21 protein-coding genes are annotated in these 26,556 nt (G+C 42.0%); 15 read left to right on the forward strand and 6 right to left on the reverse strand.

The features are described 5' to 3' along the window. Positions 1–6: 6 nt before the first annotated feature. From pepT to QUF94_RS00710, 5 genes are all read right to left on the reverse strand, one after another. Positions 7–1,242, reverse strand: coding sequence for a peptidase T (pepT, locus tag QUF94_RS00690; protein ID WP_289314164.1), 1,236 nt, complete (start codon positions 1,240–1,242; stop codon positions 7–9). Between the two features lie 151 nt (positions 1,243–1,393). Further along, positions 1,394–2,875, reverse strand: coding sequence for an alpha-amylase (locus QUF94_RS00695; protein ID WP_289314165.1), 1,482 nt, complete (start codon positions 2,873–2,875; stop codon positions 1,394–1,396). A 372-nt stretch (positions 2,876–3,247) separates the two neighbouring features. Further along, positions 3,248–4,954: a CotH kinase family protein gene (locus tag QUF94_RS00700; protein ID WP_289314166.1), complete on the reverse strand. Its 1,707-nt coding sequence runs from the start codon at positions 4,952–4,954 to the stop codon at positions 3,248–3,250. Between the two features lie 66 nt (positions 4,955–5,020). Further along, positions 5,021–5,713 (reverse strand): DUF4956 domain-containing protein, encoded by a 693-nt coding sequence (locus QUF94_RS00705; protein ID WP_289314167.1) that lies wholly within the window; start codon positions 5,711–5,713, stop codon positions 5,021–5,023. Between the two features lie 36 nt (positions 5,714–5,749). Next, positions 5,750–6,433 (reverse strand): polyphosphate polymerase domain-containing protein, encoded by a 684-nt coding sequence (locus QUF94_RS00710; RefSeq protein ID WP_289314168.1) that lies wholly within the window; start codon positions 6,431–6,433, stop codon positions 5,750–5,752. A 255-nt stretch (positions 6,434–6,688) separates the two neighbouring features. On the opposite strand from QUF94_RS00710, the gene QUF94_RS00715 reads away from it, so the two are divergent. The 12 genes from QUF94_RS00715 to rbsB all read left to right on the forward strand — a co-directional run bounded on the left by QUF94_RS00715 (position 6,689) and on the right by rbsB (position 21,194). Then, complete coding sequence (locus QUF94_RS00715) at positions 6,689–8,041, forward strand: aspartate aminotransferase family protein (RefSeq protein WP_289314169.1); 1,353 nt, start codon at positions 6,689–6,691, stop codon at positions 8,039–8,041. 7 nt (positions 8,042–8,048) lie between these two features. Further along, positions 8,049–9,557 carry a pyridoxal phosphate-dependent decarboxylase family protein gene (locus QUF94_RS00720; RefSeq protein ID WP_289314170.1) on the forward strand — a complete coding sequence of 503 codons (1,509 nt, stop codon included), beginning with the start codon at positions 8,049–8,051 and terminating at the stop codon, positions 9,555–9,557. A gap of 2 nt (positions 9,558–9,559) precedes the next feature. Next, entirely contained in the window at positions 9,560–11,362 is a 1,803-nt protein-coding gene (locus QUF94_RS00725) for an IucA/IucC family protein (RefSeq protein ID WP_289314171.1), read from the forward strand. Further along, positions 11,352–11,936 (forward strand): GNAT family N-acetyltransferase, encoded by a 585-nt coding sequence (locus QUF94_RS00730; protein ID WP_289314172.1) that lies wholly within the window; start codon positions 11,352–11,354, stop codon positions 11,934–11,936. Before QUF94_RS00725 ends, QUF94_RS00730 begins: the two co-directional genes overlap by 11 nt. After that, positions 11,911–13,239, forward strand: a complete 1,329-nt coding sequence (locus QUF94_RS00735) for a lysine N(6)-hydroxylase/L-ornithine N(5)-oxygenase family protein (protein ID WP_289314173.1) — start codon at positions 11,911–11,913, stop codon at positions 13,237–13,239. Before QUF94_RS00730 ends, QUF94_RS00735 begins: the two co-directional genes overlap by 26 nt. Positions 13,240–13,261: 22 nt before the next feature. Further along, positions 13,262–15,073, forward strand: coding sequence for an IucA/IucC family protein (locus QUF94_RS00740; protein ID WP_289314174.1), 1,812 nt, complete (start codon positions 13,262–13,264; stop codon positions 15,071–15,073). A 482-nt stretch (positions 15,074–15,555) separates the two neighbouring features. Then, positions 15,556–16,542 carry a LacI family DNA-binding transcriptional regulator gene (locus tag QUF94_RS00745; protein WP_289314175.1) on the forward strand — a complete coding sequence of 329 codons (987 nt, stop codon included), beginning with the start codon at positions 15,556–15,558 and terminating at the stop codon, positions 16,540–16,542. Then, a complete protein-coding gene (rbsK, locus tag QUF94_RS00750) occupies positions 16,539–17,423 on the forward strand; it encodes a ribokinase (RefSeq protein WP_289314176.1) in 885 nt (294 codons plus the stop codon). Before QUF94_RS00745 ends, rbsK begins: the two co-directional genes overlap by 4 nt. Beyond that, positions 17,420–17,812 carry a D-ribose pyranase gene (gene rbsD / locus QUF94_RS00755; RefSeq protein WP_289314177.1) on the forward strand — a complete coding sequence of 131 codons (393 nt, stop codon included), beginning with the start codon at positions 17,420–17,422 and terminating at the stop codon, positions 17,810–17,812. Before rbsK ends, rbsD begins: the two co-directional genes overlap by 4 nt. A gap of 18 nt (positions 17,813–17,830) precedes the next feature. Continuing rightward, the gene (locus QUF94_RS00760; RefSeq protein WP_289314178.1) at positions 17,831–19,312 is read left to right on the forward strand and encodes a sugar ABC transporter ATP-binding protein; all 1,482 of its coding nucleotides are present in this window, start codon (positions 17,831–17,833) and stop codon (positions 19,310–19,312) included. A 1-nt stretch (position 19,313) separates the two neighbouring features. Beyond that, the gene (locus QUF94_RS00765) at positions 19,314–20,258 is read left to right on the forward strand and encodes an ABC transporter permease (RefSeq protein ID WP_289314179.1); all 945 of its coding nucleotides are present in this window, start codon (positions 19,314–19,316) and stop codon (positions 20,256–20,258) included. A gap of 15 nt (positions 20,259–20,273) precedes the next feature. After that, positions 20,274–21,194: a ribose ABC transporter substrate-binding protein RbsB gene (gene rbsB / locus QUF94_RS00770; protein ID WP_289314180.1), complete on the forward strand. Its 921-nt coding sequence runs from the start codon at positions 20,274–20,276 to the stop codon at positions 21,192–21,194. Positions 21,195–21,399: 205 nt separating this feature from the next. Here rbsB and gdhA read toward each other — a convergent pair whose 3' ends face one another. Then, complete coding sequence (gene gdhA / locus QUF94_RS00775; protein ID WP_289314181.1) at positions 21,400–22,782, reverse strand: NADP-specific glutamate dehydrogenase; 1,383 nt, start codon at positions 22,780–22,782, stop codon at positions 21,400–21,402. A gap of 153 nt (positions 22,783–22,935) precedes the next feature. Between gdhA and gltC the strand changes: the two genes are divergently transcribed. From gltC to QUF94_RS00790, 3 genes are all read left to right on the forward strand, one after another. Continuing rightward, complete coding sequence (gltC, locus tag QUF94_RS00780; protein WP_289314182.1) at positions 22,936–23,841, forward strand: glutamate biosynthesis transcriptional regulator GltC; 906 nt, start codon at positions 22,936–22,938, stop codon at positions 23,839–23,841. Between the two features lie 366 nt (positions 23,842–24,207). Further along, positions 24,208–25,230, forward strand: coding sequence for a PTS sugar transporter subunit IIC (locus QUF94_RS00785; RefSeq protein WP_289314183.1), 1,023 nt, complete (start codon positions 24,208–24,210; stop codon positions 25,228–25,230). A 108-nt stretch (positions 25,231–25,338) separates the two neighbouring features. After that, a complete protein-coding gene (locus QUF94_RS00790) occupies positions 25,339–26,538 on the forward strand; it encodes a class I SAM-dependent rRNA methyltransferase (RefSeq protein ID WP_289314184.1) in 1,200 nt (399 codons plus the stop codon). Positions 26,539–26,556: the final 18 nt, after the last annotated feature.

Below are 26,556 nucleotides of genomic sequence, written 5' to 3' on the forward strand. Positions count from 1 at the left end.
ATCAAGCTACTTCGCTTTTTCTTCAAGAAGCGATGCAATGCCAACAATCACCTTTGTGGCCAGGACCATATTATCGACGGAAATAAATTCATATTTGCCATGAAAGTTCTCGCCGCCCGTAAAGATGTTGGGTGTTGGCAGTCCCATATACGATAATTGAGATCCGTCCGTACCACCGCGTATTGGCGAGATTTTTGGTTTTATACCGAGTTTCTCCATTGCTTCATGGGCAATATCCACGATTTCCTTCACGGGTTCAATTTTTTCCTTCATGTTGAAATATTGGTCCTGTAATTCAAGTTGGATACGATTCTGCCCGTATTTTTCTTTTAAATCTTCGATGACTTTCGTTATATATTCCTTACGTTCATTAAATTTTTGGCGGTCGAAATCCCTGATGATGTAAGAGAGCTTGGTCTCTTCCACATCGCCGTGAAAAGAAAGAAGATGATAAAATCCTTCGTAACCCTCCGTATATTCCGGTGCTTCTGCCACTGGGAGCTTATTATGGAATTCCATGGCGATTTTAGCTGAGTTCACCATTTTTCCTTTAGCCGTACCAGGGTGAATATTCGTACCTTTGATCAGGATCTTGGCCGATGCGGCATTGAAGCTCTCATATTCAAGTTCCCCAAGTGGGCCGCCGTCCACGGTGTAGGCAAATTGGGCATCAAAAGCATCTACATCAAACTTATGTGGTCCCCTGCCGATTTCCTCATCGGGAGTGAAGGCAACACGAATTTTTCCATGCTTGATTTCCGGATGCTGTATCAAATAATCCATGGCAGTCATGATTTCGGCAATGCCAGCCTTATTATCTGCTCCCAACAGGGTTGTTCCATCCGTTGTAATCAAGGTATGCCCTTTGTAGTTCTTGAGCGAAGGGAAATCATTAGGTGAGAGGATGACATCCAATTTTTCATGTAAAGTAAGATCTTTGCCATCATAGTTGTCAACGATCTGTGGTTTTACATCTTTTCCGGTGAAATCCGTTGCTGTATCGACATGAGCCAAAAATCCAACTGTCGGGATATCCTTTTTTGAATTGGCTGGCAAGGTTGCCATGACATAGCCATTCTGATCAATTGTCACTTCCTTCATCCCAATGGATTGAAGTTCCTGGACCAATGTATTTGCCAAGGTCAACTGTCCGGGTGTAGAGGGGCATGATGGATTTGCCTCATTCGATTGGGTATCCACTTTCACATAAGAAGTGAATCTTTCAATGATTTCATTTTTCACTTTCCTTCAACTCCTTTTTCCCTTATCTTACCATGATTGGTCGTGATGGAAAAATTATCTTTCACTAGGATGGTGGAGGAATTTCAGATCTTTGTCACCAGCAAAGAACAGCATATCTCCAATCGACATGCTGTTCCGGTGCTATCTCATTTTAGAGTGGTGTTGCTTTAAGCGGTGCATCATTCAAGGCCCATACGGATACGCTTTTCCCATGAACGGGAAAGGTCGCGTAACCATCTTCTTCAATGGTAATGTGGTCATCTCGATGACAGGTTAAATCACTCCAGATTTCACCAGCCCGATGTTTACCGACGAACATCCTTTTTTCACTGTTGTGATCACCATTGGAGATAACGACGGCACACCCCGAGCCTGCTAGCTCTTCAACCCCGAGCCGGACCCAGCCAATCGTATTATGATCATCAAAATAGTCCGTCTGTTCCCCGTAAGCTTTTTCATACCTTGCATATAAGAGGCGATCGAGAATATCCTGTTTACCAGGTACCGGAGAAGGCCCGCCGATTCCATAATAGTCCCCGTAAAAGACACAGGGATAACCGCAAAGCCTAAGCAGGATAAGGGCATATGCCGATGGTTTAAACCAGTCCTTTACCCAGGATTCCAGTGATTCATGAGGTTGGGAGTCATGGTTGTCGACAAAAGTGACGGCCTGCGCCGGATTGGTTTGGACGAGGGTATCATCAAAGATGGTTGAGAGGTCGAAGTCAGTTCCTGCTTTTGAAGCCTCATGAAATTTATAATGCAGGGAAACATCGAACAAGTTGAGGTCATGATTGGTTTGCTCTAAGTAAGTTTGACAAGCTTTAACATCCGCCTTCCAAAATTCGCCGACCATGAAGAAATGTTCCTTTGTATAAGGAATGAGTTCTTGTAGAAACTCATTGATGAATTCATAATCAATATGTTTAACGGCGTCCAAACGAAAACCATCACACTTTAACGTATCAACCATCCATTTTCCCCAGTTAATCATTTCCCGACGAACTTCCGGCAGACTGTAATCGATGTTGGCAAACATTAAATAATCATAGTTTCCGAATTCATCGATGACATGCTTACTCCAGTGCTTATTTTCGCCTGTGATTCGATATACACCCATTTTGTCGTTTTCGGCATCGTAGTCAGTCCCATTAAAATGAGTATGGTTCCACTTAAAATCAGAGTATTTATTTTTACGGCCTGGAAAATCGAATGTTGTCCAGCCTTCAATTTCAAAAGGTTCTGAAATATCTTCCATACGATTGTCTGGATTGACTTCAATGACTTCTATTTTTTCGGTTCCATCTGCTCCTGCCTTGTGATTCATGACTAAATCGATATAAACGCAAAGTCCGTAGTTATGACAGGTGGCTATTGCTTGAAGCAATTCATCTTTGGTTCCGTATTTGGTACGAACGGTTCCTTTTTGGTCAAATTCCCCCAAATCGTATCCATCATATATTCCATACCCGTTATCCCCAATGGATTGCCCTTTGGTAACCGGCGGAAGCCAGACGCAATCAATTCCTAAATCCTTCAACTTGGAGGCTGCATATTTCAATCTTTCCCAATGAGAACCATCTGCCTCAAGATGCCACTCGAAAAATTGCATCATCGTATGATTTCTTTTCATCCGTTCCCCCCCTGACACCGACACGTTTTGATAAAATTGAAGCAGAACGATCGGATAAAGTAATAGTGGAAATCTTTACCCTCTAAATTCAAATGATAAACAAGTAAACAAATCCCTCTGAATAGAGTTTCATTTACCTCTCTATTTTACTATTTTATACCAAATAAGGGTATTTTATATTGATTAGCAATTAAAAATTATTAAAAGGTGGAGGAATAACCCGGTTAAAGTATTAGGAAGGCGGAAAAACGATATAGTTTAAGTTCTTGGTCTAAAGTCATCGACGAAAATAATGGATGGCTTTACGCCAAAGCAATAAAAAAGGTATCCCGAATATTTTGGGATACCTTTTTCGTATTGGAAGGGCATGGTCTATCCTTTTTTACCTCTCCGTTTAAAGAAGTGGGCAAAGACAATTGCACCAAATAATAAGAGTAGGAGCACGGAAGATAGAATGATCGTATTTTTGGATGAGCTGCTGTTATCTGTCCCTTGTTGCCCCATGTTCCCGTTCATACCAGGAGGTGCTCCATTCTCGTCATTCACCATGTTAGGGGACTGCAAGGCAGCCCCATTCTCGCCGCCGCCCATGTTTGGTGGTGGCTGGCCTGCATTTGCGTTATCGCCCCTATTAGGAGCTCTGCCGCCCATACTGCTTTCTGTTTCAGCCTCCACAACCAGATCTCCAGAAAGCTGTGCTAAGATAGACTCAGCTCGTTGGGCAGCGAAATCAACCAGGGTTTCCTCGCCTGACGTCGCTTCTGTATACTCGTCCATTGTATAGAATTTAGTCAGGTCCTTTTTCACATATGGTGTGATTAATGTAGAAATATCAGTTGTCATTGCTGTCATATTTTCTTCAGAGAAAAAATCTGTGGCAATGCCGTCTAGATAATCATAATATTTTTCACGGTACCCATCGTTGGAAAGCAGGGCATTCAATAAAGGACGATCTTCAAGGGTTGTACCTGATACAGGTTCGGTAATGCTGAAGTTGATATTACTTTCATTCATGAAATTTGAACTCATATCCATCATTCCGCCACCGTTCTTATTCGGTGCTTCTCCAAGGGGCTCCGTGTCATCCTTGTTAGCAGTATCGTTACTCTCAGCTGCCACTTCATTTTCTTTATCAGATGCGCCTTCCTGGCGTCCCCCGCCTCCGGAAAAGCCTCCAAATGACATATTATAGTCCCAGGGCAGCATGGAAAAGACGCCATTTTCCTCATATAAATAGTAGTTATGCTTTAATGTGCCTTGATAATGATCGAGGTTGACGAGGGCTGTATTGGCTGCAAAGTAGCGCAATGTTTCATCTACATCCAAAACTTCTTCTAAATCCCCGCCATTATTGATGGCATCAAGCATCTTGATCATCGCAGATTGATCAGAACTTTCATTTGTTTTTAAATTCAACCCTGTATAATCATCAATATCTTCACTAATCCATTTTAAATCACTTCCGGTGCCATCAGGATAATAAAGGTCACCGTTGCCAGATGGAAAGTTATTATTCAAAAATGTTTCATTAATAGATTCAACGCCTAAATATAAGCCCCATTCTTTTCCATTGATGGTCACGTACATATAGGAATGTCCGGGAGTTGCTATGCCCATCTTTTCCATTAGCTCATATGAAAGGTACTCCCTCATATACGTGGGATCACTATAATTATTATTTAAATCAAATTCTTTCAGGCCATGTAAATTTTGATCTGACTGATAGTAATTAAAATCTATATTCCAGCTGTAGCGTTCCGAATCTTCCATTTGGACAACAGAGTTTAAGGAAAGGTTCCCTTTGGTTCGAAACCCTACATTTTCAACTTTTTCCCCATTAATGGTCACATCTGATGCAACAACTTCCTTTTCAGAGGGGTTATCCAGGATTGAATCCAAATCATCATCAGCCAATGTTATATCAACGGTTGTCACCTTGCTTTGGTCAAACACGGACCCCGTATATGTATTTCCTTTAGTGGCCTTTTCAATTGTCAGATTGGGAAGGAAAGACATCACTGCTATAAAGATGGCGATAAGTAACCCAATCGACGCTACGACGTATCTTGTCTTTAACATGCCAGGCTCCTTTCTTCTGCATTCTTATATAGCGGACAAGCCATGGAATCTTATGTCCGCCATCTCTTAAGCAGTGAAGTTGCCATCATAACTCAACATGATGGCAGAATGAACGCTATTCATGTCCTTGACTTGATTAATGAATTCCGCATTATTATCTTTTAATCGAATTTCATATGTCACTTCAAGATTATTATCCGGCATGACCGACTTTGATTTGATGGAATGCTTTTTCACTTTATTGGATATCATTTCGTCTAACGTTTTTTCAATTGAGGCATCTGTATATTTAACGATAAATAAATAAGGATTTTCTACAGTGATCCGGTTCGCAAATATGAGCATGACAATACCTATTAAAATAGCACCGATGATAACCAGTGGAATTAGTCCTGCCCCGCATAAAATCCCGGAAGCGGCTGCCCAGAATAGGAAGATCAAGTCCATGGGATCTTTAATTGGCGTTCTGAATCGAACGATGGAGAGGGCACCGACCATACCAAGGGAGATAACGATATTAGTTGAAATACCCATGATGATCAAAGCCGTTGCCATTGTCATGATGATGAGGGAAATATTGAAATTGTGTGAGTACATCACACCGGAAAAGGTCTTCTTATAAATGACGTAAATAAACAAACCGATGGCAAATGCCAACAGTAACCCAATTAGGGAGTCAATGATTGAAAAGCTCTCTGTCTTGTCTAAAAAGCTTGATTTGAAAATATCATTAAAAGTGCTAGTTGTCGTCGTATCCATTTGCCATTCCTCCAAATATTATGTGTTTAGCTGAAATCAGCCATATCTTCTGCTTAGTTGATATTTTGAAAAAGCCGTTTTTCTAGTATCGATGATGGATAACAATTGTTTGATGATATCCGGAAGAAACTCGTCAAACTTTATTTCCAGGATGACCCAATCCGGGTCTAGTGCATCGACGACGATTAATTCGGGATTCAGGAAGTCCGTATCCCGATAGCTGGTTTTCACATTGCTGTCGAAGGTGACCCGCACATTTCCATACTCATAGATAAATACCTCCCTTTCATAGTCGACGACTGTTGTCGGCTTGATTTGGAAAAGGGTCATTTGAATGTATAAGTCCCTAAGGATATCCCTTGAATCTTCGGACATCCAATTTATATCCCCTGAACGAATTCGTTCGTATTCTTCGGCAGACAACCCGCACTTCTGTTTATAGGTAAGGTTATCCCGCTTACTCTTTTTTTCTAGATTGATGAAATCAGTATTATGATCATAAAGTCTAGCCCTGAACTTATCCCTGTGATAGAACCCCTCCGTTTTTTGCCGCAGGATTTTATTGTCAAAGTTATCGAAATAGACACTTCGAATTAAATACTTCCCATCCAGCCCATGGGGATCAAGCCTCATGAAGTTTTTCAGATTATTTCTTAATAAATAACAATCTGCTCTGGTGATTGCATGCTTGAGTTCCCGCCTGCCCTTTAAATCATTCATTGTTGCTCCTCCTTTTTCATGTTTTTTACTGGGTTCAGCTTATAAACACAATCTTAATAAAACCTTAAGAACAATTTTCTGTTTAATGGATAAATAGAGAATAGGCACCAGTTTTAACCTTTTCTTAATTTTATTGGAATTTATTAGAAGAAAAATGAGTGGATTTACTCATTGAGAATAATTATCATTATCAGTAAAATGAATCTCATGATAATGATAATTATTCTCAATTAATTCAATACATGGAGGCTCACTATGGTAACGAATACTCTTACAAAAAATGATCAATTACTGGAACAACAAAATACAAGGGAATCAAATGCCCGATCTTATCCTAGAAGATTACCGATAGCCATCGATCAAGCGGAGGGAATTTACCTAACAGACATGGATGGAAAACGATATATTGATTTTCTTGCCGGGGCTGGAACATTAGCGCTCGGTCACAATCATCCGGCTGTGCTTGAAGCAATGGAAAAAGTTCTTAAGGATAAACGGCCGTTACATACATTGGACTTTACGACACCAATCAAAGAGCAGTTCGTTGATGAAATTTTTGAAAGCCTGCCTGAAGAATTCAGGAAAAATGCAAAAATTCAATTCTGTGGTCCTACTGGCGGGGATGCCATTGAGGCAGCACTTAAATTAGTAAAAACAGCCACAGGAAACAGAAGCATTTTATCCTTCCAAGGAGCTTATCACGGGGCAACCCATGCAACCATGTCAATCAGCGGCAATACAAAACCAAAGGAAAAGATACAAGGGTTAATGCCAGACGTACACTTCCTTCCGTATCCCTATCAATATCGCTGTCCTTTTGGAATAGGCGGAGAAGAAAGTCATAAAATCAGTAGCCAGTATATCGAAAATCTACTGAACGATCCTGAATCTGGATTATTGGCACCTGCAGGAATGATTTTAGAGGCAGTACAAGGTGAAGGAGGTTCCATTCCCGCTCCAATTCCTTGGCTTAAGGAAATCAGAAGAATTACAAAAGAGAAGGGCATTCCGCTAATTATCGATGAAGTTCAATCCGGTATCGGCCGTACAGGAAAAATGTTTGCCTTCGAACATGCAGGAATCATTCCGGATGTTCTTGTCTTATCTAAAGCAATTGGCGGAAGTCTTCCATTATCGGTGGTGATTTATAACAAAGAGTTGGACCTATGGTCTCCAGGTGCACATATCGGTACGTTCCGGGGAAATCAATTGGCTATGGCAGCAGGGACAGCGACTTTAAAGTATATGAAAGAGACGAATCTTGTGGAGCATTCCGCTAAAATGGGTGAAATCTTAAAGGACATTCTTAAAGATTTGCAAAAAGATATTCAGCAGATCGGGGATGTTAGAGGCCGTGGATTGATGGTCGGTGTCGAAATGGTCAAGCATGAAGAACCTCAAAATCCGAATGGAAGCTATCCAGCTGATTCGGAACTTGCCAGTACCATTCAACAGGAATGTTTTCAAAGAGGATTGATTCTGGAAGTGGGCGGCAGACATGGAAGTGTAGTGAGGTTCCTGCCACCATTGATCGTAACGGAATCCCAGCTTCGCGAAGCCACTGCCATTTTTGAACAGGCTGTTCGTGCAGCTGTAGCTAGAGGGTGAATTATCAATGATTGAAATGGTAAATAAAACGGATTTTGCTTATTCTCCATTGTTCTTGAATAACGAAGAAGGTTTCAATAACTACAGCCAGTCATTAAAAATCATGGAAAAGAAGCTGATGGCCTTTTTAAAAGGGAACAATTCACCATACTCTGGGAAAAATCCGTATGAAATAGAAGCAAGATTAAACGAACTGACCCTCGCTTCTCTAAAAGGGGAGACGATTGAAGCAGTTGCGGCTGAGCTGGCGGAGTTTGTTATTGATGACAGCATCAATGTACACAGTCCTACTTGTATCGGGCATTTGCATTGCCCGACACTAATTCCAGCCGTGGCAGCCGAAATGATTATCGGTACGTTGAATCAATCCATGGATTCATGGGACCAAAGCTCGACGGCAACTTTCGTTGAAGAGCGTTTAATAGATTGGCTGTGCAGTCAGGTAGGGTTACCGGAACAAGCGGATGGGATTTTCACAAGCGGTGGTACCCAATCTAATTACATGGGACTGCTATTGGCAAGGGACGCCTATTGTAAGCGTTTCTGGGATGTGGACGTTCAACAGCACGGCTTGCCAGTCGAGGCGAAAAAATTGCGGATCCTATGCTCCGAGGCTGCCCACTTTACGGTTCGTAAATCAGCGGCACAGCTGGGGCTTGGTGAACAGGCAGTGATCACGATTAAAACGGATTCAAATCATCGTCTGTCCATGGATGATTTGAATCATCAGTTGCTGCTTTTAGAGGAACAGGATTTACTTCCATTTGCTATCGTTGCAACTTGTGGAACGACGGATTTTGGTTCAATCGATCCAATACATGAATTGTCCGAAGCTGCTAGGAAGAATGGGATATGGCTGCATGTGGACGCTGCATATGGCGGTGCGATGATTTTAAGCAAGGATTACAAAGAGTTAATCAGCGGAATTGAACGGGCCGACTCGATTACGGTTGATTTTCACAAATTATTCTATCAACCGATCAGTTGTGGTGCTTTTCTTGTCTCGGATAGCAACTCATTTCAATATATCCAGCATCACGCCGATTACTTGAATCCACAGGAAGATGAAGCGGAGGGTATGGTTCATTTAGTCAATAAATCGGTTCAAACGACGAGAAGGTTCGATGCACTGAAACTCTGGATGTCATTGAAGGTCGTTGGACTGGACACCTTTGCTGAAATGATCGACTATACTTGTCATCTTGCACGTGAAGTGGCTGTGAAGATCGATAAAGAGGATGGATTCACAGTATTAAATAAAGATCCTGAATTGAATGCAGTTGTATTCCGTTATAATCCCTCGGGAGAAAGTGATCAGCTAGTAAATCTATTAAATAAGCAGATTCAGCAGGAATTACTGAAAAGCGGACGGGCATTTTTAGCAAAAACGCGTTTTGACGGACAGGTATATTTAAAAATGACACTATTGAATCCAATGACAAGGCTTGAACACATAGAGGAAATTTTAGACGAAATTCGAGTTTTAGGTGAAATGTTCAAGATGATGGAGGAATGAAGATGAATGGTAAGCAAATAGCTGAAAGGGCAACGATGCAAAGCTTTCTGAACTGTTATTTCCGGGAAACCGGGAATTGCAGTTTAGAAGAAACGAGAAACTGGCCAGATTTGGAGGTTTCCATTCCGGATTCATTATTAGTCAGTAATCTCAGATCCCAAGATATTGCATTGCTTGTTCCACTTAAATATTGGTCGGTAACGGGGCGTCATATTTTCACCTTCCCGATTTACTACCAAACAGCATCCAAACAAGTACGTGAATTAGATTATGTGACACTGGTCTCGATTGTTTCTAAGGAGTTATTGAATGAGCAGGGCCGGACGGATAGTGAAGATGAATTGATGCTGCGTGTCATCCTTAGCAGCCAAAATATTCAACGTTATGTGGAAGCGAGGACAGAAGACGCTGATGCACTTCAAAGTCCTGATTTTACATACATCGAAGCAGAGCAGTCGCTTTTATTCGGGCACCTGTTCCACCCGACACCGAAAAGTAAGCAGGGCATTTCAGAAAAAGATGAATGGATCTATTCACCCGAATTAAAAGGGGAGTTTCAGCTGCACTATTTCCTGGCAGAGCCTTCGATCGTCATCCAGGATTCTAGTGAAGTCCGATCGGCAAGTGAGATCATTAAACAGGAATTAGCTGGTGACTTGGAGATTTCCAGTGAATTTCGTGACACGTATTGCCAAAAGGAAAGCCAATACAGCATTATCCCGGCACATCCGCTCCAGGCAAAAGTGCTTATCGAAAAAGAAGAGGTTAAGAAGCTTATCGAGCAAGGAACACTAGTTTATGCAGGACCTCTTGGAAAAAAATTCACGGCTACCTCTTCATTTAGAACGGTATATAGCGCCACATCGAGATATATGTACAAATTTTCCGTTCCGGTTAAGATCACGAATTCATTACGTGCGAATTTGCAAAAAGAACTAGATCGTGGTGTGGAAATTGCTAAATTAATAGATTCAAAAGTGGGCGATGATCTAAAAGAACAGCATCCCGCCTTCCGTGTTATTAAGGACCCTGCTTATCTAACGATCAAAACAACTGAACAAGAATCAGGTTTCGATGTTGATATTCGGGAAAACCCTTTTTATGAAAACGATGAACAAGCTAGCCTGATTGCAGGCTTATGTCAGGATAATGCCTATGGTGCACCATCAAGGCTTGGAGCGATCATCCGCAAATTGGCAGCTGATGAAAACCGCAGTACCGAAGAAGTAAGTAAGGAATGGTTCAAAACTTATCTTTCAATGACATTAAAACCGATGCTTTGGCTATTTGAAGAGTATGGAATTGTTTTAGAAGCCCATCAGCAAAATTCAATCATTCAACTTCAAGATGGCTATCCATCCACTTTTTATTATCGTGATAATCAAGGGTATTACTATTGCGAGTCCAAAGTAGACAGGTTGTTGAATATCCTGCCTGAACTAAGTGAAAAAAGCTTCTCGACTTGTTCTGATGAAGTCGCTGAAGAAAGACTTCAATACTACTTCTTTTTTAATCACTTATTAGGCTTAATCAATAATTTTGGTACGGAAGGATTAGTATCAGAGAAAACCCTGTTACAGCTCGTTCAGGATCAATTGGAAACAAGCAGTAGGGAAAGCGATGATGAAGGGTTGAATCGAGTTGTTTCAAGGCTGCTTCATGCCCGGGAATTATCTTGTAAGGCTAATTTACTGACGCGATTTCATGATATGGATGAGCTTGTCGGCTCACTTGAGACACAATCCGTTTATACAACGATTGATAATCCATTCGCGCAGGGGGTTTTAACCGCCTATGAAAAATAGTTATGAAGAAAATCTGAAGGACTGTAATCAACAGCTTTCATTTGTCAAAGTTGAATTTGAGAGGGATGTAGATACACTGCATAAATGGATGCATGAAGAACATGTGATACCCTACTGGAATTTAAATTTCACAAAAGAAAAGTTTGCTGTTCATTTGCAAAAGGCGTTGGCTGATACACACCAAACACTCTATCTAGGCTGCCTTGATGCAACCCCCATGAGCTATTGGGAATCGTATTGGGTAAAAGGCGATATCATCGAAGATTATTATGAGTCCGAAGAGGGAGATCAAGGCATTCATTTACTCATTGGTGATCCAGATTACCTTGGAAAAGGACTGGCTTTGCCGTTTTTACGTGCAATGGTGAAATACCAACTGCTTTCTTCTAGAACAAAAAAGGTGATGGCGGAACCGGACATTCGAAATGCAAAGATGATTTACTTATTTGAAAAGTGCGGTTTCACCCCAATTAAAGAAATTGAGCTCCCTGATAAAACGGCATTACTAATGTCATGTACACGGGAGAATTTCGAGAGGAAGTGGAAGTATGGAGAAGCAACAATCTATCTATGACCTGGTAGGGATAGGGATAGGCCCCTTTAACCTTGGACTTGCGGCCCTTTTGGAGAAAACCCCGGAGTTGAATGCCGTCTTTTTTGAGAAAAAGCAGGAATTTAATTGGCATGAAGGGATGCTGCTGGAAGGGACAACACTGCAGGTACCGTTCTTTGCCGATCTAGTTAGCATGGCTGATGTGACTAGCCCATATAGTTACTTGAGTTATTTACAGCAGCATGATCGTCTCTATCATTTCTACTTTCTTGAAAAATTCTTGATTCCACGAAAAGAATATAACGACTATTGCCGCTGGACTGCCAATCAACTTGAAAGCTGCTGTTTTGGAAAGGCAGTGGAGACGGTGGAGTATATAGGTGATCAAGATGAACCCTTCTATCAAATCAGTGTAAGGGATGCACAAACACAAAAGATCGAAGTCTATTATAGCCGTCATGTAGTCATGGGAATTGGCACCGCCCCGACTGTCCCGTCGGCATTTCATCCATATATGGGGGAGAGCATCCTGCATTCGGCCGATTATTTACGGAACAAAGAAAATGTCTTAAAGAAAAAATCCGTAACGGTTGTCGGATCTGGACAGAGTGCAGCCGAGGTCTTTCTGGATCTACTGAATGAGCAGGAGCAATATGGCTATCAGCTAAACTGGTATACAAGATCCAAGGGGTTTTTCCCTATGGAATATTCAAAACTTGGGTTGGAATACTTCACTCCGGATTACCTTGATTTCTTTTATCGGCTGCCACAGGAAAAGAAGGATGAAATTCTGCCGAAACAGGATCTATTATATAAAGGGATCAGCGCCACGACAATTGCAGCAATTTTTGACAAGATGTATGAAAAATCGATTGGAAATGCCGAACTTTCCATTGAACTTCGGGCCATGACGGAAGTTTCGGCGGTAACCCCCACCGAAAATGGCTGGGGATTGAAATGCCGACAGTGGGTAGAAGATAGAGAATTTGATGTGGACACAGAGGCGATTGTTTTTGGAACGGGCTATAAATCAACCCTTCCGGCATTCCTTGACACCATGGAAGACCTTTTAGTCCGCGATGATTTGGGGCGGCTTACAATAACGAAAGATTATAGGGTAGGAACGGCCATCACTACGCAGAATCACCTTTTTATTCAAAATGGCGAGATACATACACATGGTGTGGGTGCTCCAGATCTAGGCTTAGGGGCGTTCCGAAACTCCATCATTATCAATCAATTGGCAGGTAAAGAGATTTATCCATCAGAGCCAAAGGGTGCTTTTCAGTCATTCCGTGTAAAATCACCAGTCATGGCTTACTAAGAGAAGGGAAGGGAAGCATTGTATGCAGTTCATAAATGAAGTGGAACAGGCGGTTTCAGAAAAAAATTGGTCGATAGTAAACCAAAACCTGCTGGCCAAGATGATTTCTGAGTATATGTATGAAGATATGATCAAACCAGCTGTCTTGAACGAAAATGCAGCAGGAAACCTATATGAGTTAAAGATAAATGAGGGGAGATCTTATCAATTTTTGGCTTCACCCCGTCTTTTTGACAGCTATGAAGTACAGGCTGAGTCGATCCAGGTATATGAAACGGAAGGTTTTACACAGGCCAATGATGCTATTCAATTCATTTTGGACATCCAGCCGGTAATTGGGATGACTGCAGAAACAACAGGACATTTAATCAAGGAATTCCATCATACGCTGCTTGCGGACCTCCAATTGCTATCCAAACCTGAACAAGACGCGGATGATTTGGTCGAACTGGACTATGCTTTACTTGAAGGGGAAATGAGCGGTCACCCTTGGATTGCTTATAACAAGGGAAGAATCGGTTTCGGTTTTGATGATTATTTGAAGTTTGCTCCAGAAAACCAGAAGGAAGTTCAGTTATCATGGATTGCGGTCCATAAAACAAGGGGTGAGTTCAATTCCATTGAAACGTTGTCTTATAAGCAATTGATGGAGAATGAACTGGATGAGGAAACCCAAAAATCATTTGCAAAAAGATTGACAGAGAAAGGCCTGAAGTCAGAAAACTATTTCTACCTCCCAGTCCATGAATGGCAGTGGAAGAATGTAATCATCCAGAATTTTACCGATGACTTGGCTAAAGGGTTGATTGTAGCTTTGGGAAATGGTCCTGATGAGTATCTTCCGCAACAATCAATTCGGACATTTGTTAATGTATCGAATAAGAATAAACACCACGTCAAGCTGCCGATGAGCATTTTAAATACGCTAGTCTACCGTGGATTACCAGCGGAGCGAACAGTCATTGCTCCAAAAATCACAGCGTATATTAAGAACATTTATGAAAATGATTCATTCTTGAAGGAAGAATGCAAAGTAGTGCTTCCAGGTGAAGTGGCCAGTTTAAACGTTGACCACCCGTATTTTTCCAAGCTGGAGAATGTGCCCTATCAATATTTGGAGATGTTAGGCGGTATTTGGAGAGAAAGCATATACAGTTATATGGAAGAAGGCGAAAAGCCCATTACACTTGCGTCCCTTTTACATGTGGACTACAAAGGGAAGCCATATGTGGAGAGCCTTATTGAAAAATCCGGATTGACTGCGGAAGCCTGGACAGCTCAATTATTCGATGTCATTCTATCACCACTATTACATTTTATCTATCAATATGGATTGGTCTTCTCGCCGCATGGTCAAAATACCATTTTAGTTTTGAAGGATTACAAGCCTCATCGTTTGGCCATCAAGGATTTTGTGGATGATGTAAACGTCAGTGATCAGCCGCTTCCTGAATTGAGTAAACTTCCTGATGATTTAAGAAAAGTACTAAGAAGTGAAACCCCTGAAGGACTGGTTCAATTCATTTTCACGGGACTATTCATCTGTCATTTCCGTTACTTGTCAACACTCCTGATGAAGAGGTCCCTTTTGGATGAGAATGTCTTTTGGGAAGGCGTCGCTCAAGCAATCCTTACACATCAGAAAAAATTCCCTATGTTACAGGATCGTTTCGATATATTCAATTTCTTTGCGCCTAAATTAACAAAACTTTGCCTGAATCGAAATCGGATGCTTCAATATGGATATAGCGATGGTGAAGATCGTCCGCATGCATCTGAGTTTGGGCATGTGAATAATGCCCTTTATGAAAAGTTACCTGCAAAAACGCAATAAAGTTAAACTGGCTCAGACTTTTGAGCCAATTTCAGACTGTAGACGAACTCGGTAAGAATTGAGTACGTCTACAGTTTTTTTGGATTTTTAAATTTTGACCGTTGATTTCCGCTTCAGGCACTCGCTTTCCGAGGGCGGTCCACCCTCGGTGCACTTTGCGCCTGCGGGGGTCTCCCTTGGACGCGTATTCCCGCAGGGGCCTCGTACCTTCCGTTCCAACAGTTAGGTAGAACTCCTATTGACTACCAAATAGAAGTATTAAATAAATCTTGAGGTAATGAGGATGTAAAGCCTATATATGCGAAACGGAAAGAGACGATAGAGTCCGATAATTATTAAAAATGTACGCATTAAAAAGGATTGTGTTATCCGGCTTGATTCAAACTACCTAAAATTTTTCTTTGGAATAGGGCTTGCCGTTCATATAAATTGGTGATAAGCTATTGTGTAAACGGTTACACAAAATTATTGGGGTGGATATATTGGCAACTATTCGGGATGTTGCAAAGGAAGCTGGGGTTTCTGTGGCAACGGTTTCCAGAGTTATGAATGGCAGTGGTTATGCGCATGAGGACACAAAAAAGGTGGTCATGGCAGCTGTTGAAAAATTAAATTATAAACCGAATGAAGTGGCAAGATCCCTTTATAAACGTAAATCCAAATTGGTTGGTTTGATTTTGCCGGACATTACGAATCCCTTCTTCCCTGAAATGGCAAGAGGTGTCGAGGATTATCTGCAGCAATTCGGGTATCGATTAATCTTTGGGAATAGCGATGAAAAGAGAGATAAAGAAATAGAATATATTGACACTTTTCTTCAGAATAATGTAGTGGGCATGATTGCTTCAACCAGTGAAGAAGCCAATGAAAATTTTGATAACCTGGAAATTCCAGTTGTCCTTCTTGACCGTACAGCAGAAAAATTACCAGCTGTTTATTCCGATCAAAAGACAGGCGGTAAGCTCGCAGCACGCGTATTGCTTGATAGAGGCAGTACAAATATCGTCCTCATCAGGGGACCAGTCGAAATAAAACCTGTATATGAACGGTACATGGCAGCATTGGAAGAATTGAAACAAGCCGAAGTGAATGTGCAAGTCATGGATTCATCCCTCACTCTTCAGGGCGGCCAAATTTGCGTGAGACAGCTGTTCGAGCAATATCCTGAAACGGATGGAATCATTGCTTGCAATGATATTGTTGCAGCTGCCGCACTTCAAGAGATTTTAAAACGGGGAATACGGATTCCGGAAGACATACAATTGATAGGCTATGATGATATCGCCTTCACTGCGTTATTGCACCCACCGTTATCGACAATTCGGCAGCCAGCCTACGAGATGGGGGCACAAGCCGCGGAAATGCTAATTAAAAAGATCAATCAGGAAAAATTGGAAGTGACGCACAAAAAGCTCCCTGTTTCTTTTGTGGAGAGACAAACAACGAGAAGAAAGGCGGAGAAGGCATGATTAGAATTACAGTAGTGGGAAGTTCCTCAATGGACTTAGTGGTGACATCAGCTAAGCGGCCAATAGCAGGGGAAACGGTTTTAGGAGAGTCTTTCATCACGGTTCCTGGAGGAAAAGGAGCCAATCAGGCTGTGGCTGCTGCCCGACTTGGTGCTGAAGTTTCCATGGTTGGATGTGTAGGTGATGATGTCTATGGTGAGATCATTTTAGAAAACCTGAAAAAAAATCATGTAAATACGAAGTATGTGGAACCGGTTACAGGTACAGCCTCCGGTACAGCACACATTACCCTTTCAGAAGGTGATAACAGTATTATTGTCGTAAAAGGTGCAAATGATTTCATTACTCCTGAATATGTACAAAAGGCGAAAAAGGTCATTGAGGAGTCGGATATCGTGATGGTTCAGCAGGAAATTCCTGAGGAAACGGTGGAATTTCTGGCTGAATTGTGCAACACGCTTCAAAAGAAATTACTTTTGAACCCAGCTCCAGCCCGCAAGCTAAGCGAGACTGTCATTCAACAGGCATCATTTCTTACGCCGAATGAACATGAGTTCGAAATACTTTTTAATGGCCGGGATCGAACGAAAGTCTTGACTGAGTATCCAAATAAATTATTCATTACCGAAGGGAAAAATGGCGTCCGTTATTTTGACGGGCATGAAGAAAAGGTCGTTCCAAGTTTTGTAGTGGAAGCAGTGGATACAACAGGGGCAGGCGATACATTCAATGCTGCCTTGGCGGTGGCTGTTGCAGAAGGAAAAAGTTTTGACGAATGCTTGTTATTCGCGAACCGGGCAGCCTCCATTTCCGTGACGAAGTTAGGCGCTCAAGGCGGCATGCCGCAAAGGAAAGAAGTCGAAAGGGGCCTTGAAGCATGAAACGTCAAGGAATCATCAATAGTTCAATAGCCAAGGTCCTGGTTGACCTTGGTCATACGGATTATATTGTCGTGGGTGATGCCGGGCTGCCGGTCCCATCGGGAGTTTGCAAGATAGATTTAGCTCTGACGCCTGGAACACCATCTTTTCAAGATGTCGTTCGAGCCGTTCACGAAGATATGGTTGTTGAAAAAGTTATCGCTGCCACTGAAGTGAAGGATAAAAACCCAGAACAGCATCAATATTTGGAGCAGCAATTCGGAGAAGGGATTGAATATGTTTCCCATGAGGATTTTAAAAGGCTGACAAGTAACGCGAAAGCAATAATCCGGACTGGGGAGACGACGCCGTATTCTAATTGCATATTGCAGTCTGGAGTATTCTTTTAAAGAAAAGAGATGATGAGCATGCAAATCGAAATGCACAATATTTATAAAGCATTTGGTCAAAACAAGGTATTGGAAGGTGTTCATTTTTCTTTAGAGGCAGGAGAAGTACATGCACTAATGGGGGAGAATGGAGCGGGGAAGTCAACCTTGATGAACATTTTGACCGGGCTGCATAAACAAGACCAAGGAACGATCGAGATTAACAGTAAAGAAACCTCATTCAAGGATTCAAAGGAAGCGGAAGAGGCGGGAATGGCCTTTATCCGTCAGGAATTGAATATTTGGCCAGAGATGACCGTGCTCGAGAATCTATTTATCGGCAGGGAAATGGTAAATACCTTCGGTGTCCTAAAGACGAAACAAATGAAAGCGCGTGCAAACGAGATTTTTAAAACACTTAATATTTCCCTTCCTTTTGATAAGGAAGCCGGCCTTTGTTCTGTCGGGGAACAGCAAATGATTGAAATTGCCAAGGCGCTTATGACGGATGCCGAAGTCATCATCATGGACGAGCCCACAGCAGCTCTGACCGATAGAGAAATAGAGAAGCTCTTTGAAGTGATGAAGGGACTTACTAAAAAGGGTGTATCACTAGTTTATATCTCTCACCGAATGGAAGAAATTTTTGCCATTTGTGACAGGATCACCGTAATGCGTGACGGAAAAACAGTCGATACGAAAAAAATTGCAGATACAAATTTCGATGAAGTCGTTCAAAAAATGGTCGGGCGGGAGTTGGAGGATCGTTTTCCTCATCGTGAAGCGAACCCTGGCGACGTAGTCCTCGATGTAAAAGGATTAACTAAAAAAGGGCTTTTTGAAGATATCCATTTCGCAGTACGGCAAGGCGAGATTGTGGGTGTAGCCGGATTGATGGGAGCTGGCAGAACAGAAATAATGCGCGCCCTTTTTGGTGTCGACCAAATAGACAGCGGTGAAATTACCATTGAAGGCAAGAAAGTTTCCATACGAAAACCAACGGATGCAGTTCGACACGGCCTGGCCTTCATTACGGAAAATCGTAAAGAAGAGGGGCTGATACTGGACTTTTCAGTAAGGGAAAATATCGGCTTGCCGAATCTGAAAAGCTTTGCTCCTAATGGACTCGTAAAAACGGAGGATGAGAAAAACTTTGCCGAAATGATGATTAAGCGACTTCACGTAAAGACATCTTCAGCTGAAACGATCATCGGCAATCTTTCCGGAGGAAATCAACAAAAGGTGGTAATAGCCAAATGGATCGGCACTTCCCCTAAAGTTTTAATTATGGATGAGCCAACCCGAGGCATAGATGTTGGTGCAAAACGTGAAATTTACGAATTGATGAATGAATTGACGGAGCGAGGCATCGCCATCATCATGGTTTCGTCAGAACTTCCGGAAATCATTGGAATGAGTGATAGAATCCTTGTGGTTCACGAAGGTGAGATTGCTGGGGAATTGTTAAAGCAGGAAGCGACGCAAGAAAAAATTATGGCATTGGCGACAGGAGGGAACTAGGATGAAACTTGAGGCTACAGGGAAAAGCGGGATTTGGCAGAAATTTGGTCCGTTACTTGCTCTGGTACTTTTATTTATCGTAATAACCGTTTTAAATCCATCATTCATGGAACCGAATAATATTTTGAATTTATTGCGTCAAACCTCCATCAATGCACTTATTGCATTTGGAATGACCTTTATCATATTGACAGGTGGCATCGACTTGTCCGTCGGTTCCATTTTAGCTCTATCCAGCGCACTTATGGCTGGCATGATGGTCTCGGGAATGGATCCGATTTTAGCAATATTAGTAGGTATTCTGCTAGGTGCAATAATGGGTGTAATCAATGGGATTCTCGTTTCAAAAGGAAAAATGGCCCCTTTCATCGTGACATTGGCCACCATGACGATATTCCGGGGATTAACGCTTGTGTATACGGATGGAAAGCCGATTACTGGAATTGGCGATTCTGAAATGTTCCAGATGCTTGGGAGAGGATACTTCCTGGGACTGCCAGTACCGGCTGTTGTGATGGTCATCGCTTTCTTAATCCTATGGTTCCTGCTTCATAAAACATCCTTTGGCCGTAAAACATATGCAATTGGCGGAAATGAAAGGGCTTCCCGCATTTCAGGGATTAAAGTTGACCGAGTCAAAGTGGCCATATATGGTCTGGCCGGTACGATGGCAGCAATTGCCGGTGCCATTTTAACATCTCGTCTGAATTCGGCACAGCCGACGGCAGGCCAATCCTATGAAATGGATGCCATCGCAGCCGTGGTGCTAGGTGGAACGAGCCTTTCAGGCGGTAAAGGGCGGTTGTTCGGTACGCTGGTGGGTGTCCTGATCATCGGTACTTTGAATAACGGCATGAATTTACTTGGTGTATCCTCTTTTTACCAGCAAGTGGTAAAAGGTGCAGTTATATTAATCGCGGTCTTACTTGACCGTAAAAAATCATAAGAAGAGGTGTAATCAATGAAAAAAATAGTATCGATCATCATGGTTCTTTCTTTAATGGTCTTAGCTGCCTGTTCAATGGATTCTGGTCTAAAAGATGATAAAAAAGAAAAGAAAGACTCCATGAAAGACGTGAAAGTCGGAGTCAGCATCTCAACTTTAAACAATCCATTCTTCGTTTCCTTAAAAGATGGTATTGAAAAAGAAGCAAAAGAAAAAGGCATGAAAGTTACAGTTGTTGACGCCCAGGATGATACAGCAAAACAGATTAGCGGAATTGAAGATTTAATTCTTCAAGAGGTTGATGTCCTTCTTGTGAATCCAACTGACTCTGCGGCAATAACTTCAGCCGTTAAAGATGCAAATGATGCGGGCATTCCCGTTATCACGATTGACCGTTCTTCAGACGAAGGTGACATTGAAACGTTCATCGCTTCCGACAATGTGGCTGGCGGTGAAATGGCTGCAGAATATCTAGTTAAAGAGCTTGGCGAAAAAGCGAAAGTAGTGGAACTTGAAGGGGTATCCGGAGCATCTGCAACTCGTGAACGCGGGAAAGGTTTCCACAATATTGCGGACAAGCAGTTAGATGTCCTGACAAGCCAAACGGCGGAATTCGACCGGACAAAAGGGCTTAACGTCATGGAAAATATCCTCCAAGGCAATAATGACATCCAAGCGGTATTCGCCCATAATGATGAAATGGCACTTGGGGCCATTGAAGCAATCAAGGCAGCAGGAAAAGACATCATCGTGGTTGGTTTTGACGGAAATGATGATGCATTGAAAGCAGTTGAAAACGGTGAACTAAAAGCTACAATCGCCCAACAACCGGCACTTATCGGTGAAGAAGCGGTTAATGCGGCTGAGAAAATCTTAAAAGGCGATAAAGTGGATGACACAATATCCGTTCCATTGAAATTGGTCACCAAAGAATAATTGTCTGCAAACCATGAGAGTGCCAGAACTTTTCCGGCACTCTTTTTTTTATAGTAAGAAAGAAATGTTTTAATCTCATGGATGTTATCTGAGTCTGGATATTCAGCTTGAATTGAGATGAATAAGAGGGTGAAAAAAAGTGAGATCACTCTTTTACAAAAGTAAGGCGGCCCCTGTCGGAACCGCCTCCTAAATCAACCGATTGCTAGAGTATACCTTGAGTAAGCATTGCATCCGCCACTTTAAGGAATCCGGCAATATTGGCCCCAATAACTAAGTTGCCAGGCTCGCCATATGCTTCTGCAGCGTCTACACTGTTTTTATAGATGTTTTTCATGATTTGATGCAGCTTGGCATCGACATCTTCAAAAGTCCAAGGCATTCTTGCGCTGTTTTGGGCCATTTCGAGTGCAGACACGGCTACGCCGCCTGCATTGGCCGCTTTTGCTGGTCCAAAAAGGATGCCATTATTAATGAATACTTCAATGGCCTCAAGGGTTGAAGGCATATTAGCACCCTCACCGACTGCCTTCACATTATTTTTGATCAGTAATTTTGCTGCTTCTTCATCGATTTCATTTTGTGTGGCACAAGGAAGTGCGATGTCGCAGGGTACAGACCAAATGCCGTAGCTTCCTTCATGGTATACAGCTTCCGGGTGTGCATCGACATATTCGCTCAATCGTTTTCGTTCCACTTCTTTTAAACGTCTGACTGTATCCAGGTTCAGACCGTTTTCATCATATATGTAGCCATTGGAGTCGCTGCAAGCAACAACTTTAGCTCCCAATTGTGTAGCTTTCTCAATGGCATGAATCGATACATTGCCAGATCCGGAAATAACGACAGTGCTGCCACGGAATTGTAACCCTTTGTCATTAAGCATCTCCTCGACGAAGTAAACCGTTCCATATCCAGTTGCTTCTGTACGGGCCAAGCTTCCGCCATAACTTATTCCTTTACCAGTTAAAACACCGGCATGGTAGCTGCCTTGAATCTTTTTATATTGACCGAACAGGTAACCGATCTCCCTTGCACCGACTCCGATATCACCAGCTGGTACGTCTGTATCAGGGCCGATATAGCGAGATAGTTCCGACATGAAGCTTTGGCAAAAACGCATGATTTCCGCGTCCGATTTTCCTTTTGGATCGAAGTCTGAACCGCCTTTTCCCCCACCAATCGGCTGGCCTGTAAGAGAATTTTTAAAGATTTGCTCGAAACCAAGAAACTTTATGATGCTGGAATTGACAGTGGGATGGAATCGAAGACCGCCTTTGAATGGCCCGATTGCACTATTAAATTGTACACGAAAACCACGGTTGACTTGAACATTTCCCAGGTCATCAACCCAAGAGACTCGGAAGGTGATCATTCTTTCGGGCTCAACCAGCCTTTCCAATATCCCGCTTTTCATATAATTTGGATGTTTTGCAAAAACGGGGACCAATGAAAGGAGTATCTCCTTTACGGCTTGATGGAACTCACTTTCGTGAGGATTACGCTCCTTTACCTGTGCGTATACTTGACTTACGAACTCTCTAGCAACTTGTAAATCCTCATGCTCGACTTCTTGTGAAGTGGTCATTGTTCTCTCTCCTTTAGTAAAGTCAAAAAATATTAATTAGGGTAAGCTTATCGATTTTATATAATACTTTCATGATATAATTTAAAAGTGAAATAAACAATCTGAATATTAGATAAATAACATGCTGTTTTGATATGAAAGAGGGAGCTTAGATTGGAATTAAGGCAAATCGAATATTTCATTGAAGTGGCAAAGCGTGAACATATGACGGAAGCAGCAGTGGACTTGCATGTTGCCCAGTCTGCTGTCAGTCGCCAAATTTATAATTTAGAAGAAGAATTGGGCGTGCCCCTATTTATCCGGGAAGGCCGAAAGATTAGGTTGACGCCTATTGGACATACATTTTTAGCCCATATGGAACAAGCTATGGATATAATCAATCGTGCTAAGCGTGAGATGGCTGAAAGTCTGGATCCAGAAAAAGGGACAATCTGCATTGGCTTTCCCAGCAGTTTAGCTTCTTATATATTGCCAAGGGTCATTTCCGATTTTAGGGAAAGTTATCCGCTGGCGAAATTCACATTGAAACAAGGTTCATATCGCTACCTGATAGATTCGGTGATAAAAGGTAACATAAACATGGCCTTGATTGGCCCCCTGCCGGTGAATGAAAAGAAAATCAAAGGAGAAACGCTATTTATTGAGAACTTAGTTGCCCTTTTACCAGAAAGCCATCCTTTGGCCTTGAAGAAGTCATTATCATTAAATGAGCTTCAAGGAAACCCGTTCATCGTATATCCAAAGGGCTATGTTTTAAGGGATCTCGTTATGAAAGCATGCAAACTGCATGGTTTCGAACCGGAAGTGGCATTTGAAGGAAAAGATACTGATGCTATAAAAGGCCTGGTGGCAGCAGGTCTGGGTATAGCCTTGATTCCTGAGATTTCCTTGATTGATAGCTTGCCTCGCTTTACGGTTAAATTGCCGCTGGAGGATCCATCTGTAACCAGGGCTGTAGGGGTCATCGTTCCGACTGATAGGGAACTGATGCCAACGGAGAAATTGTTTTACCAATATTTGAAGGACACTTTTGCAAAATTGGAAGGATTTCAAAAATAGGATGGGCATCTATTAGAATAGTCATAAATCCAGCTAGTGAGAGAATCCTTAATCGGGTTCTTTTTTTGTCGAAAATTTATCGAAATATCTCCATGTAGCACCTCCTTAAAAGGGATATTTTATTTTGAAATAATACAATCCTAGTTTTTATTGGATGAAAATGCGTTAAACTCATATTTATGAAAACGCTTTTATTTTACTAGTATAAAAATACTACTTACATTATCAGAAAATTCATGTTATTATACAGGCAGACATAATACGTAGCGGTGATATAGTTAATAGGCTTTTAAATTAAAGATATTTATTTTTTTTTTCATTTTTTTAAACTGAATATTCTGATAATTAACAAGGGGTGGAGATAAAATGAGCAGGAAAGAATACATCAGTAATAGAATGTACAAAGCATCAACAGGGATAGCCAACGCAGTTTTGGTTACATTAGGGATCGGGTTATTGTTTGAATCCATAGGAGGATATTTAGGTTGGGAGGTCTTCCTGGCAATAGGCGGTGCCGCAAAGGTCTTGCTAGCCCCAGCTTTAGGAGCAGGAATCGCTTATCAGCTAGGAGGAAATTCATTAATTATCTTTAGCGCCATGGCTTCAAGTGCCGTTGGCGGTGCCGCTATTAACAGAACTGCTGAGGGTGCCTTCACAATTGTTACAGGACAGCCACTAAGTGCTGTATTGGCAGCTGTAATTGCAACATATGTAGGTAAGCGTATAATTGGCAAAACAAAGTTGGACATCATGGCCATCCCAATGGGAGCAGTTCTTGTCGGTGGAGTTTCAGGTTATGGCCTGGCTCTTGTCACCACTCCGCTCCTAACATGGATAAGCAGTCAAACCACTGCTGCGGTCGAGGATTCTCCCTTAATCGGTTCCATGGTCATCGCCTTGGTATGGAGCATTTTATTGATGACACCAGCGTCTTCCGCTGCATTGGCAATCGCCTTGCAATTAGATCCCGTTTCCAGTGCGGCAGCCCTGATCGGATGTACCGTTCAGTTTGTTGGGTTCACTGTCATGTCTTATAAAGATAATGATATGGGTGGGTTCCTTGCCCAGATGGTCGTTACGCCAAAAGTTCAATTTCCTAACTTAATCAAAAAACCATTATATGTCGTTCCGCCTTTTGTAGCGGCAATCATTTGTGCCCCTATCGCTACCTTGGCATTCGATTTTCAAGTACCGTATGAACTTGGAGGCATGGGGTTAAGTTCAATGATTGCCCCGATAGCCATCATAACTGGTCAAGGGCTGTACACGTTCTTAGTTTATGTGGCAGTGGGTATGGTATTGCCAGCTGTGATCACACTTGCCTTACATCGGGTATTGAAGATGATGGGCAAAGTTAAGCCAGGCGATCTCCATTTAGAAGTATCATGATCAAGTTTTCGGGAAACCAGCCTGGTTAAGGAACCAGGCTGGTTTTTATTTATAAAGGGATTAGGGTAAAATGGGAAGGTAAGCATTTGCATAGATAGGATGATATATATGGGAAATGAAATAGATATAAAAGTGAAAGCTAAGTTCGTGAGTAAAATCGGCAAGGGTTTTCCCTTGATTGTTAAAGAGTCGATAGCCAACCTTAATGACCTTCAGGAAGAGGGATCTTTAGTGCGGTTGGTGGATGAAAACAACCGTTTTCTAGCAAAAGGATATTATGGTAAACAGAACAAGGGCTATGGCTGGGTATTGACCCGAAGAGAAAATGAAAAGATCGATCAAACCTTCATTAACGGCAAAATCCAGGCAGCATATGAATTCCGAAAGTCTTTTTTTGAAGATACAGAGACTACGGCCTTCCGCTTGTTCAATGGGGAAGGTGATGGAATTGGCGGTTTAATCATTGATCATTATGATGGTCACTATGTGATTAGCTGGTATAGCAAAGGGATATATTCCTTTAAAGACTACATCATCAAGGCATTGCAGGATACGGTTGAAGTCAAATCGATTTATCAGAAGAAACGCTTTGATACAAAGGGGCAATACGTTGAAGAAGACGATTTTGTCATGGGTGAACAACCGGAATTTCCGCTTCTTGTAAAGGAGAATGGAGTAAATTTCGCTGTTTACCTGAATGATGGGGCAATGGTCGGTGTCTTCCTTGATCAACGCGATGTCAGAAGGAAAATCCGGAATGAATACGCAAAAGGGAAAACCGTCTTGAATATGTTCTCCTACACTGGGGCATTTTCCGTGTTTGCCGCTTTAGGCGGTGCTGTTAAAACAACTAGTGTCGACCTGGCGAATCGCAGCTTACCAAAGACGATCGAACAGTTCAGTGTAAATGGAATAGATCCTGAAGCTCAAAATATCGTGGTGATGGACGTATTTAAGTATTTTAAATATGCAGTGAAGAAGGCTTTGAAATTTGAAATGGTCATCCTCGATCCACCCAGCTTTGCCAAATCGAAGAAGTTTACCTTCAGCGCCGGAAAAGACTATACGAATCTATTGAAGGATACCATATCCATTACGGAAGACAATGGGGTCATTATCGCATCAACTAATTGCAGTACGTTCGACATGAAAAAGTTCAAGAGCTTCATTGATATTGCCTTCAAGGAAATGAACGGAAAATACGAGCTCATGGAAGAATTCTCATTGCCGGCTGATTTTAAAACAAGTACGGAATATAAGGAAGGGAACTATTTAAAAGTAGTCTTCATTAAGAAAATTAAAGGATAAAAAAAGGCGTCCACAGTT

Origin of the sequence: Peribacillus sp. NJ4 (assembly GCF_030348345.1) — a bacterium.
Lineage (GTDB): Bacteria > Bacillota > Bacilli > Bacillales > DSM-1321 > Peribacillus.

Bases quoted from the DNA above. Each gene is read 5' to 3' on its own strand.
- QUF94_RS00695 (WP_289314165.1), bottom strand. From the start codon at position 2,875: ATGAAAAGAAATCATACGATGATGCAATTTTTCGAGTGGCATCTTGAG.
- QUF94_RS00700 (WP_289314166.1), bottom strand. From the start codon at position 4,954: ATGTTAAAGACAAGATACGTCGTAGCGTCGATTGGGTTACTTATCGCC.
- QUF94_RS00705 (WP_289314167.1), bottom strand. From the start codon at position 5,713: ATGGATACGACGACAACTAGCACTTTTAATGATATTTTCAAATCAAGC.
- QUF94_RS00710 (WP_289314168.1), bottom strand. From the start codon at position 6,433: ATGAATGATTTAAAGGGCAGGCGGGAACTCAAGCATGCAATCACCAGA.
- QUF94_RS00715 (WP_289314169.1), top strand. From the start codon at position 6,689: ATGGTAACGAATACTCTTACAAAAAATGATCAATTACTGGAACAACAA.
- QUF94_RS00720 (WP_289314170.1), top strand. From the start codon at position 8,049: ATGATTGAAATGGTAAATAAAACGGATTTTGCTTATTCTCCATTGTTC.
- QUF94_RS00725 (WP_289314171.1), top strand. From the start codon at position 9,560: ATGAATGGTAAGCAAATAGCTGAAAGGGCAACGATGCAAAGCTTTCTG.
- QUF94_RS00730 (WP_289314172.1), top strand. From the start codon at position 11,352: ATGAAAAATAGTTATGAAGAAAATCTGAAGGACTGTAATCAACAGCTT.
- QUF94_RS00735 (WP_289314173.1), top strand. From the start codon at position 11,911: ATGGAGAAGCAACAATCTATCTATGACCTGGTAGGGATAGGGATAGGC.
- QUF94_RS00740 (WP_289314174.1), top strand. From the start codon at position 13,262: ATGCAGTTCATAAATGAAGTGGAACAGGCGGTTTCAGAAAAAAATTGG.
- rbsK (WP_289314176.1), top strand. From the start codon at position 16,539: ATGATTAGAATTACAGTAGTGGGAAGTTCCTCAATGGACTTAGTGGTG.
- rbsD (WP_289314177.1), top strand. From the start codon at position 17,420: ATGAAACGTCAAGGAATCATCAATAGTTCAATAGCCAAGGTCCTGGTT.
- QUF94_RS00760 (WP_289314178.1), top strand. From the start codon at position 17,831: ATGCAAATCGAAATGCACAATATTTATAAAGCATTTGGTCAAAACAAG.
- QUF94_RS00765 (WP_289314179.1), top strand. From the start codon at position 19,314: ATGAAACTTGAGGCTACAGGGAAAAGCGGGATTTGGCAGAAATTTGGT.
- rbsB (WP_289314180.1), top strand. From the start codon at position 20,274: ATGAAAAAAATAGTATCGATCATCATGGTTCTTTCTTTAATGGTCTTA.
- gdhA (WP_289314181.1), bottom strand. From the start codon at position 22,782: ATGACCACTTCACAAGAAGTCGAGCATGAGGATTTACAAGTTGCTAGA.
- QUF94_RS00785 (WP_289314183.1), top strand. From the start codon at position 24,208: ATGAGCAGGAAAGAATACATCAGTAATAGAATGTACAAAGCATCAACA.
- QUF94_RS00790 (WP_289314184.1), top strand. From the start codon at position 25,339: ATGGGAAATGAAATAGATATAAAAGTGAAAGCTAAGTTCGTGAGTAAA.